Below are 12,998 nucleotides of genomic sequence, written 5' to 3' on the forward strand. Positions count from 1 at the left end.
GGCTCAGCGCCGGGCCAGGCGGGCCGGCGCGGGTGCCGGCTCGGGGCCGTCGCTGCCCAGCTCCACCGCGTAGGCCAGCGCCAGGCGGCTGAACTTCAGCGCGTGGGTGGCCGTGTCGCCCGACTGCGCCAGCGTGTCCTGCGCGGTGTGGATGAAGGGGTTGTGCAGCCCCATGGGCGCCTCGAAGGGGAACGACGCCACGAAACCGCGGTTGGTCCAGCTGGCGTGGTCGGAGCAGGCGTAGCCGCAGGCGCTGAGGTTCACGGTGAGCTCCGGCAGGTAGCGGCGCGCCAGCTTCTGCAGGAAGTCGTTCTGCGCCGCGTGGGTGTAGTCGGTGATCAGCGTGATGTCGCTGCTGCTGCCCTGGTAGTTGGTCATGTCCAGCTGCAGCACGCCCACCACCTTCTTGCCGCGCGCCTGGTAGTCGGCGGCGATCTCGGCCGAGCCGCGCAGGCCCACCTCTTCCGCCGCATACGCCATGAACTGGATGGTGCGGCGCGGCTGGTAGCCGCTGTGCAGCAGCACACGCGCCACCTCCTGCAGGCTGGCCACGCCCGAGGCGTCGTCGTCGGCCCCCGGGGCGATGCTGTTCTCGTTGGTGAAGCCGATGGTGGAATCGAGGTGGCCGCCGATCACCACGATCTCCTTGGGCTTGGTGGTGCCGCGGATGGTCATGACCACCGAATTCTGCGGCCAGCCAGGGTGGTCGAAGCGCTTCACGGTGACGTCGTCACGGCCGGCGGCCAGGGCCTTCCACGCTTGCACCAGGTCGTCGCTGGCGCCCACGCCACCCGTGGTCGTGTAGTAGCGGTTCTTGTAGGCGGTGGACAGGTTCAGGATGGTCGAGCGAATCTGGCTTTCCTGTAGCTGCGGCAGCAGTGCGTTCACCTCGGCCTCGTCGTCGACCTTGTAGCTCACGGCCTCGGGCTGCACGGGCGCCTGGCGGAAGCGCGCCAGCGCCTGGCGGCCGTCCTCGCGCGAGGCGTGCACCACGTAGCCGCCGCAGCGCTTCAGCCGCTCGTGCACTTCGCTGGACAGCCTCGGCAGTGCGGCCTCGTCCACCCGCATCAGGTACAGCGTCTCGTGCTGCGTCTTCAGGCCACCGGCCTCGGCCGGCACCTGCACCGGCACGCGGTGCATCTCGACCTGCTCGAGGCCCGCACCGGCCATGCGCAGCAGGCGATAGGCGTCGCTGCCCACGGACACCCACACGGCCGGTGCCGCCGAGGCGGCGGCGCTGGCCAGCAGGCCGGCGGCCAGGGCCGCGGCGCGCGCCGCGGGACGAAGGGCGAGGGGACGGGAAAAGGGGACTCTCACCATGCCGTTCTCCTTGTGTGCCTTGTGGGCTTGCACGACCACTTTGCGGCAGCGCATCAGGGTAAGCACCGCCTCGGCGACAATAGCCGGTTCGCCGACCCCGCCCATCCCCAACTATTCGCCCCCAAGAGCATGAGTGCCTTCAATGAAGAGCGCGTGTTGAGCGTGCACCACTGGACGGACCGCCTGTTCAGTTTCACCACCACCCGCGACACGTCGCTGCGCTTCTCGAACGGCCACTTCACGATGATCGGCCTGCGGGTCGACGGCAAGCCGCTGCTGCGTGCCTATTCCATCGTCAGTGCCAACTACGAGGAACACCTGGAGTTCCTGAGCATCAAGGTGCAGGATGGGCCGCTCACCTCGCGCCTGCAGCACATCCAGCCGGGTGACACCATCATCGTCGGCCGCAAGCCCACCGGCACCCTGCTGATCGACTACCTCACGCCCGGCAAGCGGCTGTACCTGCTGTCCACCGGCACCGGCATGGCGCCCTTCATGAGCATCATCCGCGACCCGGAGACCTACGAGAAGTTCGAGCAGGTCGTGCTGGTGCACGGCGTGCGCGAGGTCAAGGAGCTGGCCTACCACGACTACATCACGCAGGAGCTGCCGCAGCACGAGTTCCTCGGCGAGATGGTCAGCCGCCAGCTGCTGTACTACCCCACCGTCACGCGCGAGCCGTACAAGCACCAGGGGCGCGTCACCACCGTGCTCGAGAACGGCCAGCTCGCGCGCGACCTGGGCCTGCCGGCGCTGAACGCTGCCGAAGACCGCGTGATGATCTGCGGCAGCCCGGCCATGCTGCGCGACCTGAAGGCCATGATGGAAACGCGCGGCCTGAAGGAAGGCAACACGACCACGCCCGGCGACTTCGTCATCGAGCGGGCCTTCGTCGACCAGTGACGCCGCGCGGCTGACGCCGGTCATGCCGGTCGGCGTCGGTTAACTTTACAAACCGGACGCACGGCGTCCGGGCACGGTGGGCAACATGCTCCGGCGCCGTCATTCGGCGAGGACCCGTATGCCCCCTGCCCTTCCAGAGCCCCCCGCGCGCCGGCCCCTGTGGGCCGCACTCGCGTGCCTCCTGCTGGCGAGCCAGCTGGTGGGCTGCGCCGCCGTCGCGCCGGCCGACCCCGCCCCCTCCGTCACCGGTGCTGCCGTGGCGGGCAGCGCCTGGGCCCGTGCCGACGGCCTGGCCACCACCACCGCCGTGGACGACGCCCTGATGGCGCAGTGGTGGCGGCAGTTCGACGACCCCACGCTCGGCCAGATGGTGGCCGATGCGCTCGCCGCCCACCCCGACCTGCGCAGTGCCCAGGCCGCCCTGGCCCAGGCGCGCGCCGCACGCGCGCTGGCGGAGGCGGCCCGCTGGCCCGCGCTGGGGCTGGGCGCCTCCAGCAGCCGCAGCGCCACCGACACGGCGGGCGTGAGCACCCATCGCCTGGCCTTCAGCGCCAGCTGGGAGCCCGACCTCAACGGCAGCCTGAGCGCCGCCGTGGCCGCCGCCCGAGCCGACGAAGAGGCGGCGCGGGCCGACGTGGCCAGCACACGCATCGCGCTGGCCGCCGAAGTGGCGCTGGCCTACGTGCAGTGGCGCGGCGCCCTGGCGCGCGAGCAGCTCACCCGCGCCAGCCTGGCCGCGCTCGACGACACGCTGCAACTCACCGAGTGGCGCACCCGCGCCGGCCTGGCCAGTGCGCTCGATCTGGAGCAGGCCCTGCTGGCCACCGAGCAGACCCGCGCCAGCCTGCCGGCGCTCGCCACCGAGATCGCCCAGTACGAGCACCAGATCGCCGTGCTGCGGGGCCTCGCGCCCGCGCAAGGGCGGCCCACCCGCGATGGCGCCGACAACACCCGGCCCACGGTACCGCAGGCGCCGGCCGCCCTGCGTAGCCTGGCCGTGGGGGTGCCGGCCGACCTGCTGCGGCGCCGGCCCGACCTGCGTGCCGCCGAGGCGCGCGTGCAGGCCGCCTGGGCCCGTGAGGCGCAAGGCCGCCGCGCCGCCTGGCCGAACCTCAGCCTCACGGGCAGCCTGGGCTGGCAGGCCGCCACACTGGGCGCGCTGGGCGGCCCCGGCGCGGCCATCGCCTCGCTCGCCGCGGGCGTGGACTGGACGGTGTTCGACGCCGGTGCCCGCGAGGCCCAGGTGGCCGGGCGCAGCGCCGCCCTGGCGCAATCGCGCGCCGCCTACGAGGCCGGCGTGCTCGTCGCGCTGCAGGACGTGGAAGACAGCCTGGTGGCGCTGCGCGGCAGCCGCGACCGTGCCGACGCCCTGGCGCGGGCCGAACAGGCGGCCGCCGCGGCGCTGCTGGCCCAGCGCATCCGGCACCAGGCGGGCGTGGTGGACACCGCCACCTGGCTGAATGCCCAGCGCGACGAGCTGGCGGCCCGGCTTGCGCTGCAGGCCACGCGCACCGAGACCTCGCTGCACCTCGTCCGCCTGTTCAAGGCGCTGGGCGGCGGTTGGCCGGCGCCCGCCCCCGCCGGCGACACCACCGACGACACCACCGACGACGCCACCGACGACGCCACCGACCCCACCGCCCCAGCCGCCGACCGCCCCACTGCCTGACCATGGCCCCCTCCCCTACCCCGTCGCCCGCCCCATCCCCCGCCCCCACGCCGGCCTCGGGCACCTCCGCCGCCTCACGCACCCTGCCCGACTGGCTGCTCGGCGACACCCGCCCCCGCTGGAAGCGCCCGGCCACCTGGCTGATGCTGGCGGCGGTGGTGGCGGTGCTGGCCGGCGCCTGGGCCTGGCAGCAGGCCGCACGCCGCGATGCGGCGCCGCGGTACGTCACCGAGCCGGTCACACGCGGCGACATCGCGGTGACGGTGAGCGCCGACGGCACGCTCAAGCCCACCCGCTCGGCCAACATCGGCAGCGAGCTTTCGGGTACCGTGGCCGAGGTGCTGGTGGACGTGAACGACCGGGTGGCCAAGGGCCAGGTGCTGGTGCGCCTGGACACCACCAAGTTCGCCGGCCAGGTGGAGAAATCGCGCGCCGCCGTGCGCAGCGCCGAGGCCGCGGCCGACCAGGCATCGGCCAGCACGCTGGAAACGCGGGTGGCGCTCGCCCGGCTGAAGGAAGTGCAACGGCTGTCCGGCGGGCGCCTGCCCGCGGCCACCGAGCTGGACACCGCGAGCGCCGCCGTGGCCAAGGCGGAGGCGGCCGAGGCCAACGCACGCGCTGCCGTCAGCCAGGCCAAGGCCACCCTGCGCACCGACGAGACAAACCTCGCCAAGGCCTCGATCCGGGCGCCATTCGACGGCGTGATCCTCACGCGCGCGGTGGAGCCGGGCAACGCCGTGGCCGCCTCGCTGCAGGCGGTGACGCTGTTCACCATGGCGCAGGACCTGCGGCAGCTGGAACTCGTGGTCAACGTGGACGAGGCCGACGTCGGTCAGCTGCAAGCCGGCCAGGCCGCCACCTTCGCCGTCAGTGCCTGGCCGGGCCGGCGCTACCCCTCGCAGGTGACGCGCGTGAACTTCGGCTCCACGACGACCGACAACGTGGTCACCTACCCCACGCAGTTGCGGGTGGACAACCCCGATCTCAGCCTGCGCCCCGGCATGACGGCCACCGCCACCATCGCCGCCACCGAGCGGCGCGGCGTGCTGCGGGTGCCCAACACCGCGTTCAGCTTCGACCCCACGGCTGCCGCCGCACCGGCGGGCGGCGGCTCGGGCGGCGGCATCGTGTCGTCGCTCATGCCCCGCCCGCCCGGCGGCCAGGCGGTCAAACGCGCGCGCCCCGCCGAGGCCAACAAGGACGCGGCCGGCGCCACCCGCCGCCTCTGGGTGCTCGATGGCGGTCAAGCGCGCGTCATCCAGGTCACGGCCGGCCTGTCGAACGGCCGGCTCACGGAGGTGAGCGGCCCCGAGGTGGCCGAGGGCCAGCAGGTGATCGTGGACCAGCAGGCAGGAGGCGGGCGGTGACCCCATCCCGGACGGAGGCGTCCGCGCCGCTCATCCGCCTGCGTGGCGTGACCAAGGTCTATGGCGAAGGGGCCGTGGCCTTCCAGGCGCTCAAGGGCGTCGACCTCGACGTCCAGCGCGGCGAGTTCGTCGCCATCATGGGCCCCAGCGGCTCGGGCAAGTCCACCGCCATGAACGTGCTCGGTTGCCTGGACACGCCGACCTCGGGCGAGTTCGAGTTCGAGGGCATCCCCGTGCACGGCCTGGACCGCGACGCGCGCGCTCGGCTGCGCCGGCGGCACTTCGGCTTCGTGTTCCAGGGCTTCAACCTGCTCACGCGCACCAGCGCGTTGGAGAACGTGGAGCTGCCGCTGCTCTACCGCGGCGAGCCCGCGGCCCGGCGCCGGGCTGCTGCGCGCGACGCGCTGGCGCAGGTGGGGCTGGCAGGCTGGGAATCGCACACGCCAGGTGAACTCTCGGGCGGCCAGCAGCAGCGCGTGGCCATCGCGCGGGCCATCGTCACCCAGCCCACGGTGCTGCTGGCCGACGAACCCACCGGCAACCTCGATTCCGAGCGCAGCCGCGAGATCATGGCGCTCATCGCCGGGCTGAACCGCGACCGGGGCATCACCGTGCTGATGGTGACCCACGAGCCCGACATGGCGGCCTTCGCGCGCCGCATCGTGCATTTCGTGGACGGGCGCATCGCGCGCGACGAGCGGCTGGCGCCGGAACCGGTGGCCGAGCCCGCCGCGGAAGGAGCCGCCTGATGTGGGGGAACACCTTCGTGCTGGCGCTGCGGGCGATCCGCCGCAACCTGCTGCGCTCGTTCCTGACCGTGCTGGGCATCGTCATCGGCGTGGCCGCGGTCATCACCATGGTGACGCTGGGCAACGGGGCCACGCAGGCCGTGCGCGACCAGATCAGCGCCCTGGGCAGCAACCTGCTGATGGTGCGCCCCGGCCAGCGCATGGGGCCAGGCACCGGCAGCGCCGGGGCGCCGCCCTTCAAGCAGGCGGACCTCGACGCCATCCGCTCGCAGATCGGCGGCGTGCGGGCCGTGGCGCCGGAGGTGCGTGCGTCGGTCACCGCGGTGGCCAACGGGCGCAACTGGTCCACGACCGTCACCGGCAGCACCGTCGACTACTTCACCGTGGCCAACTGGACGATCGCCAGCGGCCGCGGCTTCACCGCCGACGAAGAGGACAGCGGCGCGGCCGTGTGCGTGATCGGCGCCACCGTCCGGCGCGAGCTGTTCGGCGCCGACCGCCTGCCGCTGGGTGAGCAGGTGCGGGTGAAGTCCTTCTCGTGCGAGGTGATCGGCGTGCTCGCCTCCAAGGGCCAGTCGGCCATGGGCATGGACCAGGACGACACGCTCATCGTGCCCTTGAAGACCGCACAGCGGCGCGTCACCGGCTCCAGCCGGGTCGGCACCATCCTGGTGTCGGTGCGCGACGGCACGGACACCGCTCGCGTGGTGGCGGCCCTCAAGGGCTTGCTGCGCGAGCGGCGCAAGCTGGCCGCCGACGCCGACGACAACTTCAACGTGCTGGACACCGCCCAGATCGCGCAGACGCTGTCGGGCACCACGCGGCTCATGACCTCGCTGCTGGGCGCCGTGGCCGCGGTGAGCCTGCTGGTGGGCGGCATCGGCATCATGAACATCATGCTCGTCAGCGTCACCGAGCGCACCCGCGAGATCGGTGTGCGCCTGGCCATCGGCGCACTGGAGCGCGAGGTGCTGCTGCAGTTCCTCATCGAGGCGGTGGTGCTGTCGTCGCTCGGCGGGCTGGCGGGTGTGGTGCTGGCCTTCGGTGCGTCGCTGGGCCTGGCGTCGCTGATGCAGGTGCCCTTCGCCGTCGATCCGGGCATCAACCTGCTGGCCTTCGCCTTCTCGGCCGCGATCGGCGTGGTGTTCGGCTACTTCCCTGCCCGCCGCGCGGCGCGCCTGGACCCGATCGACGCGCTGCGCCACGAGTGAGGCGCGCGCCTACCGGATAGAGTGCGCGGGCGTCATGAGCCACTGCCCTGCCCCCCGTGCTTCCCTTGCCCTCTGCGCCGCGGGTGCGGACACGGCGCCCGCCGTGCTGCACGCGGACGCGTGGCTGGTGGCGATCGACAAGCCGTCGGGCCTGCTGTCGGTGCCCGGCCGCGGGCCGGACAAGGCCCACTGCGCCGCGGCCTGGGTGCAGGCGCGCTACCCGGATGCGCTGGTGGTGCACCGCCTGGACATGGGCACCTCGGGCGTGCTGGTGTTCGGCCGCGGCGCCGCGGTGCAGCGCGCACTGAGCGTCGCCTTCGCCAGCCGCCAGGTCCACAAGCTGTACCTGGCGCGGGTGGCCGGCCATCCCGCCGCCGCTTCCGGCCGCATCACGCTGCCCTTGTCCTGCGATTGGCCCAACCGGCCGCGCCAGCAGGTGGACACGCTGCACGGCAAGCCGTCGGTCACCGGCTGGCGTCGGCTGCAGGCACTGCCCGGCCCGGTGCCCACGGCCCGGCTGGCGCTGCGCCCGCTCACGGGCCGGTCCCACCAGCTGCGAGTGCACCTGCAGGAGATCGGCCACCCCATCCTCGGCGACGAGCTCTATGCGCCGCCGGACGTGCAGGCGCTGGCGCCTCGCCTGCTGCTGCACGCGCACCGCCTGCGCCTGCGGCATCCGGCCGACGGGCGATGGCTCACGCTGCAAGCCCCCTGCCCCTCTTCCTTCTGACTCGCTCGACTCCATGCGCCACGCCGTCGACCTGAACAAGGCCTATCGCCTGCTGAACCACGGCCCCACCGTGCTCGTGAGCGCGGCAGACGGCAACCGCCGCAACGTGATGGCGGCGGCATGGGCCATGCCGCTGGACTTCGACCCGCCCAAGGTGGCGGTGGTGCTCGACAAGAGCACGTGGACGCGTACGCTGGTCGAGGCCTCGGGGCGGTTCGCGCTCAGCGTGCCCTGCGTCGCGCAAGCCCGGTTGGTGCATTGGCTGGGCACCCACAGCGGCCACGAGACGGACAAGTTCGCGTCCGGCGGCGTGCAGGCCCTGGCCGAGCCGGCCGCGCGCTCGCCGCTGGTGGCCGGCTGCGTGGCCTGGCTGGACTGCGAACGTGTGGCCCAGCCCGAGCAGGAGGGGCGCTTCGATCTCTTCCTGGGCCAGGTGAGCGCGGCCTGGGCGGACACCCGCGTGTTCAGCGCCGGCCGCTGGCACTTCGACGAGGCACCCGACAGCCTGCGCACCGTGCACCACGTGGCGGGCGGCCACTTCCTCGCCATCGGGGACGCCGTGGAGGGGGGCGGCGACTGAGCCCGGCCCCCGCGGCGGGCTCAGCCGCCGGAAGCCGCGCGGCGCAGCGGGTCGCGCAGCCGGGTGTCGAAGTCGCGCGGCGCCACGTACTGCAGCACCGCCTTGGCGCGCGCCAGGTCACCCTCGGCGGGGGGCAGCACGACGGCCAGGCCACGATCCGGGTACAGCCACTGCGATTCGCCCTCGGGCCCGGTGACGCGCTCGGCCGGCGCACCGAAGCGCGCCTGCACGGTCGCCTCGTCCAGCCGGGCGGCCGGCACGAAGGCCAGGGCCGACAGCACCAGCGACTGCGCCTGCAGGCGGTCGTCCTCCGACAGGGCATGCTGGCGGGCGCCACCACTGCCGGCCACCGTGTCACGCGGCGAGCGCGCCAGGGCGGCGCGCAGCCAGCCCGGTTCGGCGTCGAAGGCCATCACCAGCCGACCCTGGATGGCCCCGGCCTGGAAGGTCTCGACGTAGGCCTCGAGCGCCGGCACCGCGTCGGGCTGGCCGAGCGGCGCCACCAGCGCCACGCGCAGGTCGCGTTCGAAGCGCGGGCCCACCTCGGCCAGCGTCGTGCGGCCCAGCCGCAGCCCGAACACCTCGCTCGTGCCGTCGCCCAGGGCCTGCACCTGCCACGGCATGCCGGCCGGCCCCTGGGCAGCCGCGGGGCCGCCTGCCCGACCGGGCGCGTCGCGCAGTTCCCAGGCGCTCCAGCCGGCGGCCAGTGCCAGCAGCAGCACGGTGGCGCCCAGCGACATGACGGACGGCCGCTGCCACCAGCGCCGGTGGCGTCCGGAGGCCGCAGAAGAGGGCGTCGAGGCGGTCGAGGGGGTCGGGTCAGGAGAATCCATGGCGGCATTGTCGGTCCGGCGCACGGTTATGCTCGCCCGCATGCGCCTGCCGGCCGCAGGACCGAGCCCGAAGCTACCCCCAATGCCCCCCCCGTCCCACCTCACCATCATCACCGGCGCGTCGCGCGGCCTCGGCGCGGCGCTCGCCGTGCAGCGCCTGCACGAAGGCCACCACGTCATCGGCATCGCGCGCCACGCGTCACCCGAGCTCGCCGCGCTGGCCGCCGCACGCGGCGCGTCGCTGGACCAATGGGGTATCGACCTGGCGGACGCTGTGGCCGCGGCACAAGCGCTGGCCAGCCGGCTGGTGGCACAGGACGGGTCGGCCTGGGCCAGCGCCACGCTGGTCAACAACGCCGGTGTCGTCACGCCCCCCGGCCCGCTGGACGCCACACCCCTGGGCGATGCGTCCACGGCGCTGCGCGTGGGGCTGGAGGCCGCGATGCTGCTGACCGCCGCCTTCCTGCACGCCACCGACACCTGGGCCCTGCCGCGCAAGGTGCTCAACATCTCGTCGGGCCTGGGGCGGCGGGCGATGGCCGGCAGCGCGGTGTACTGCGCCGCCAAGGCGGGCATGGACCACTTCACCCGGGCCGTCGCGCTCGAACAGGCCGCCCGCCCGAACGGGGCGAAGCTCGTGTCGCTGGCGCCCGGCGTCATCGACACCGACATGCAGACCCAGCTGCGCAGCGCCGACGCGCAGCGCTTCCCCGAAAGAGAGCGCTTCGTGCAACTGCAGCGCCTGGGCCAGCTCGACTCCCCCGCCCAGGCCGCACGCAAGGTGCTGGCCTACCTGGACCGCCCGGACTTCGGCCAGGCGCCGGTGGCGGACGTGCGCGACGCCTGAGGGCGGCGCGTGGACCGAGAACGGCCGTGAAAGAAGCAAGGCCCCGGTTGCGGGTGCAGCCGGGGCCTTGCGTGTGCGTGTTTGGTGGAGCCGGGGGGAATTGAACCCCCGTCCGCAAGCCATTGCCAGGTAGATCTACATGCTTAGCTGACTGATTTGGTTCTCACGCGCCCGGTCGCGCAGCAGCACGCTACCGGACTCGCCAGCCACTTGATCTTGTTCCCCGGCCCGTGGCCAACCGGGGAACCAGCCCATGTGAATGACCTCTCAGCGCTTGCCTTGCGGCTCACGCCCGGCCCATGGGCCAACCGTTGAGAGGCTCACCGGTGTTAAGCGGCGAGGGCGAAACGTTCGTCGTTCGCAGTTACTTTGTTTCCAGTGGTTTTACGAGCGAACTGGTGCTCGGCATGCCCTATCCCAACTCCGCACCCACGTCGAAACCAGGTCGGCCCCAGGAAGAGAACTTGTATTTTAGGCCAACCCGAGCCATTTCAAGAGCCCGTGGGGTTGTTCGATGATCGCGTCGGCGCCCCAGGCGTGCACCGGCTCGCCTTCACCCAGGTAGCCCCAGGCGGCCACCAGGGTGGCCATGCCAGCGGCGCGGCCCGCCTGCACATCCCGCAGGTCGTCCCCCACGTAGATGCAGGCCTCGGGCGGGACGGCCAGGCGGCGCGCGGCCTCCCACAGCGGCTCCGGGTGCGGTTTGGCGTGCGGCGTCGTGTCCCCGCAGACCAGGGCCGGCGTGCGCGCGGCCATGCCCAGGCCAGTGGCCACAGGCAGCGTGAAGCGCGTGGCCTTGTTGGTCACGATGCCCCAGGGGATGCCGGCGGCCTCCAGCGCGTCGAGCACCGTCGGCACGCCCGGAAACGGCAGGGTGCGCTCCAGCAGCATGCGCTCGTAGAGCGACAGGAAACCGTCGCGCAGCGACTCGAATCGGTCATCCCCCGGCGCCACCCCGAAGGCCTTGCCCACCATGCCGCGCGCACCGGCGCCCACCATCGGGCGCAGTTCCTCGTAGGGCAGCGGCGGCAGGCCGTGCTCGGCACGCAGCGCGTTGGCCGCGCCGGCGAGATCGGGGGCGCTGTCGATCAGCGTGCCATCGAGATCGAACAACACCGCCGACCAGCGCCCGACAAGCGGCGCGCTCATGCCGGCCGGCGGCATGCCATCAGGTAGTTCACGTCGGTGTCCTCGCCCAGCCAGTAGCGCCGGGTGAGCGGGTTGTAGCTCATGCCCTTGAGGCCGTCGGGCTCCAGGCCGGCGTCGCGCGCGAACCGGGCCAGTTCGCTCGGGCGGATGAAGCGGGCGTATTCGTGCGTGCCCTTGGGCAACAGACGCAGCACATGTTCCGCGCCCACGATGGCAAAGAGGAAGGACTTGGGGTTGCGGTTGAGCGTGGAGAAGAACACCCGGCCGCCCGGCTTGACCAGCGTGGCGCAGGCGCGCACCACGGACGCCGGCTCGGGCACGTGCTCCAGCATTTCCATGCAGGTGACCACGTCGAAGCTGGCCGGCCGCTCGGCAGCCAGCTGCTCGACGGCCACCTCGCGGTAGTCCAGCTGGGCCACGCCGGCCTCGAGCGCGTGCAGGCGCGCCACCCGCAGCGGCTTGGTGGACAGGTCGATGCCCAGCACACGGGCGCCGCGCCGCGCCATGGACTCGGCCAGGATGCCGCCGCCGCAACCGACGTCGAGCACATCGTGGCCCGGCAGCTCGGCCTGGGCCGCGATCCAGTCCAGGCGCAGGGGGTTGATCTGGTGCAGCGGGCGGAACTCGCCCTCCGGGTCCCACCAGCGGTGGGCCAGGTCGCCGAACTTCGCCAGTTCCTGGGGGTCGGCATTGACAGTGGTTTCAGCCATGGCGCAATGGTAATGAAGCCGGGCCCGGGCAGGCGCCGGCGCAGGGAATCCCGGCCGCCCAAAAAAGAAAAACCCCGCCGAGGCGGGGTTGTGCAGGCCGTGCAGACGCGACGGCTGCGTGCGATTACTGCTTGGCGCGGGTACCGACCACTTCGATTTCGACGCGGCGGTTCTTGGCGCGGCCTTCCTTCGTCTTGTTGTCGGCGACGGGCTGCTTCTCGCCCTTGCCTTCGGTGTAGACGCGGTTCTTCTCGACGCCCTTGGAGACGATGTACTCCTTGACGGCTTCCGAGCGCTTGACCGACAGCTTCTGGTTGTAGGTGTCGGAGCCCACGGCGTCGGTGTGACCGACGGCGATGATGACTTCCAGGTTCACACCCTTGGTCTTGCTGATCAGGTCGTCCAGCTTCGCCTTGGCTTCGGGCTTGAGCACAGCCTTGTCGAAGTCGAAGAAGGCGTCAGCGGCGTACGTGACCTTCTCGCTCGTCGGGGCCGCCGGCGGGGCGGGCGGGGCCGGGGGAGCGACCGGGGCCGGGGCGGGCGCCGGGGCCGGGGCCGGGGCGGGAGCCGGAGCGGCAGCCTTCAGGGCGCCGTCGCAGTTCTCGGCGGCCGTGGCAGGCGTCCAGCTGGCATCGCGCCAGCAGAGTTCGTTGGTGCCGTTCTTCCAGACGGTGCCGTCGGTGGCGCGCCAGTTGTCGACAGACTTCTGGGCAAACGCGCTCGACATCGGCGCGGCAAGCGCGGCCGACGCGAAGAGCATCGCCACCTTGTTCAGTTTCTTCATGATTCTCCTCTCAAGGAAAGCCGCAGATAGCCTGCGATACGTCCAAATCGGAAGCGCAACTTCAGGGCAAACACCACTCCTGGAGGGTGCTTACACCGACGGCTCATTGTGCCATAGGGCCCCCGGTGGACCGCATTTTGGTGCGC

General features: G+C 72.4%; 13 protein-coding genes and 1 other RNA gene. 8 read left to right on the plus strand and 6 right to left on the minus strand.

The annotated features are described in order from the left end of the window. Window positions 1–3: 3 nt before the first annotated feature. Window positions 4–1,320 carry a M20/M25/M40 family metallo-hydrolase gene (locus tag ACE3UN_RS07060; RefSeq protein WP_374674214.1) on the minus strand — a complete coding sequence of 439 codons (1,317 nt, stop codon included), beginning with the start codon at window positions 1,318–1,320 and terminating at the stop codon, window positions 4–6. Between the two features lie 129 nt (window positions 1,321–1,449). Between ACE3UN_RS07060 and ACE3UN_RS07065 the strand changes: the two genes are divergently transcribed. From ACE3UN_RS07065 to ACE3UN_RS07095, 7 genes are all read left to right on the plus strand, one after another. Then, the gene (locus ACE3UN_RS07065) at window positions 1,450–2,223 is read left to right on the plus strand and encodes a ferredoxin--NADP reductase (RefSeq protein WP_374674215.1); all 774 of its coding nucleotides are present in this window, start codon (window positions 1,450–1,452) and stop codon (window positions 2,221–2,223) included. Between the two features lie 118 nt (window positions 2,224–2,341). After that, complete coding sequence (locus tag ACE3UN_RS07070; protein ID WP_374674216.1) at window positions 2,342–3,892, plus strand: efflux transporter outer membrane subunit; 1,551 nt, start codon at window positions 2,342–2,344, stop codon at window positions 3,890–3,892. A 2-nt stretch (window positions 3,893–3,894) separates the two neighbouring features. Next, window positions 3,895–5,259 (plus strand): efflux RND transporter periplasmic adaptor subunit, encoded by a 1,365-nt coding sequence (locus ACE3UN_RS07075; protein ID WP_374674217.1) that lies wholly within the window; start codon window positions 3,895–3,897, stop codon window positions 5,257–5,259. Further along, a complete protein-coding gene (locus ACE3UN_RS07080; RefSeq protein ID WP_374674218.1) occupies window positions 5,256–6,008 on the plus strand; it encodes an ABC transporter ATP-binding protein in 753 nt (250 codons plus the stop codon). Before ACE3UN_RS07075 ends, ACE3UN_RS07080 begins: the two co-directional genes overlap by 4 nt. Further along, window positions 6,008–7,219, plus strand: coding sequence for an ABC transporter permease (locus ACE3UN_RS07085; RefSeq protein WP_374674219.1), 1,212 nt, complete (start codon window positions 6,008–6,010; stop codon window positions 7,217–7,219). Before ACE3UN_RS07080 ends, ACE3UN_RS07085 begins: the two co-directional genes overlap by 1 nt. Before the next feature lie 103 nt (window positions 7,220–7,322). After that, window positions 7,323–7,949 carry a pseudouridine synthase gene (locus ACE3UN_RS07090; RefSeq protein WP_374674220.1) on the plus strand — a complete coding sequence of 209 codons (627 nt, stop codon included), beginning with the start codon at window positions 7,323–7,325 and terminating at the stop codon, window positions 7,947–7,949. A 13-nt stretch (window positions 7,950–7,962) separates the two neighbouring features. Continuing rightward, entirely contained in the window at window positions 7,963–8,529 is a 567-nt protein-coding gene (locus ACE3UN_RS07095; RefSeq protein ID WP_374674221.1) for a flavin reductase family protein, read from the plus strand. Window positions 8,530–8,549: 20 nt separating this feature from the next. On the opposite strand, the gene ACE3UN_RS07100 is transcribed toward ACE3UN_RS07095, so the two are convergent. Beyond that, window positions 8,550–9,362 carry a hypothetical protein gene (locus ACE3UN_RS07100; protein WP_374674222.1) on the minus strand — a complete coding sequence of 271 codons (813 nt, stop codon included), beginning with the start codon at window positions 9,360–9,362 and terminating at the stop codon, window positions 8,550–8,552. 82 nt (window positions 9,363–9,444) lie between these two features. Here ACE3UN_RS07100 and ACE3UN_RS07105 point away from each other — a divergent pair, with 82 nt between their 5' ends. Beyond that, window positions 9,445–10,209, plus strand: coding sequence for an SDR family NAD(P)-dependent oxidoreductase (locus tag ACE3UN_RS07105; RefSeq protein WP_374674223.1), 765 nt, complete (start codon window positions 9,445–9,447; stop codon window positions 10,207–10,209). Window positions 10,210–10,291: 82 nt separating this feature from the next. Here the strand turns inward: ACE3UN_RS07105 and ssrA are convergent. From ssrA to ompA, 4 genes are all read right to left on the minus strand, one after another. Next, window positions 10,292–10,662, minus strand: a transfer-messenger RNA (tmRNA) gene (gene ssrA / locus ACE3UN_RS07110). Between the two features lie 18 nt (window positions 10,663–10,680). Beyond that, a complete protein-coding gene (gene gph, locus ACE3UN_RS07115) occupies window positions 10,681–11,358 on the minus strand; it encodes a phosphoglycolate phosphatase (protein WP_374674224.1) in 678 nt (225 codons plus the stop codon). Beyond that, entirely contained in the window at window positions 11,355–12,068 is a 714-nt protein-coding gene (gene ubiG / locus ACE3UN_RS07120) for a bifunctional 2-polyprenyl-6-hydroxyphenol methylase/3-demethylubiquinol 3-O-methyltransferase UbiG (protein ID WP_374674225.1), read from the minus strand. Before ubiG ends, gph begins: the two co-directional genes overlap by 4 nt. Before the next feature lie 124 nt (window positions 12,069–12,192). Continuing rightward, a complete protein-coding gene (gene ompA / locus ACE3UN_RS07125; RefSeq protein WP_374674226.1) occupies window positions 12,193–12,852 on the minus strand; it encodes an outer membrane protein OmpA in 660 nt (219 codons plus the stop codon). Window positions 12,853–12,998 lie beyond the last annotated feature (146 nt).

It is taken from the genome of Ideonella sp. (assembly GCF_041918995.1).
Classification (GTDB): Bacteria; Pseudomonadota; Gammaproteobacteria; order Burkholderiales; family Burkholderiaceae_C; genus Ideonella.

Excerpts from the sequence above, each read along its gene's own strand:
- ubiG (WP_374674225.1), bottom strand. The coding sequence starts at position 12,068 with ATGGCTGAAACCACTGTCAATGCCGACCCCCAGGAACTGGCGAAGTTC.
- gph (WP_374674224.1), bottom strand. The coding sequence starts at position 11,358 with ATGAGCGCGCCGCTTGTCGGGCGCTGGTCGGCGGTGTTGTTCGATCTC.
- ACE3UN_RS07060 (WP_374674214.1), bottom strand. The coding sequence starts at position 1,320 with ATGGTGAGAGTCCCCTTTTCCCGTCCCCTCGCCCTTCGTCCCGCGGCG.
- ACE3UN_RS07085 (WP_374674219.1), top strand. The coding sequence starts at position 6,008 with ATGTGGGGGAACACCTTCGTGCTGGCGCTGCGGGCGATCCGCCGCAAC.
- ACE3UN_RS07065 (WP_374674215.1), top strand. The coding sequence starts at position 1,450 with ATGAGTGCCTTCAATGAAGAGCGCGTGTTGAGCGTGCACCACTGGACG.
- ACE3UN_RS07095 (WP_374674221.1), top strand. The coding sequence starts at position 7,963 with ATGCGCCACGCCGTCGACCTGAACAAGGCCTATCGCCTGCTGAACCAC.
- ACE3UN_RS07070 (WP_374674216.1), top strand. The coding sequence starts at position 2,342 with ATGCCCCCTGCCCTTCCAGAGCCCCCCGCGCGCCGGCCCCTGTGGGCC.
- ompA (WP_374674226.1), bottom strand. The coding sequence starts at position 12,852 with ATGAAGAAACTGAACAAGGTGGCGATGCTCTTCGCGTCGGCCGCGCTT.
- ACE3UN_RS07075 (WP_374674217.1), top strand. The coding sequence starts at position 3,895 with ATGGCCCCCTCCCCTACCCCGTCGCCCGCCCCATCCCCCGCCCCCACG.
- ACE3UN_RS07100 (WP_374674222.1), bottom strand. The coding sequence starts at position 9,362 with ATGGATTCTCCTGACCCGACCCCCTCGACCGCCTCGACGCCCTCTTCT.
- ACE3UN_RS07105 (WP_374674223.1), top strand. The coding sequence starts at position 9,445 with ATGCCCCCCCCGTCCCACCTCACCATCATCACCGGCGCGTCGCGCGGC.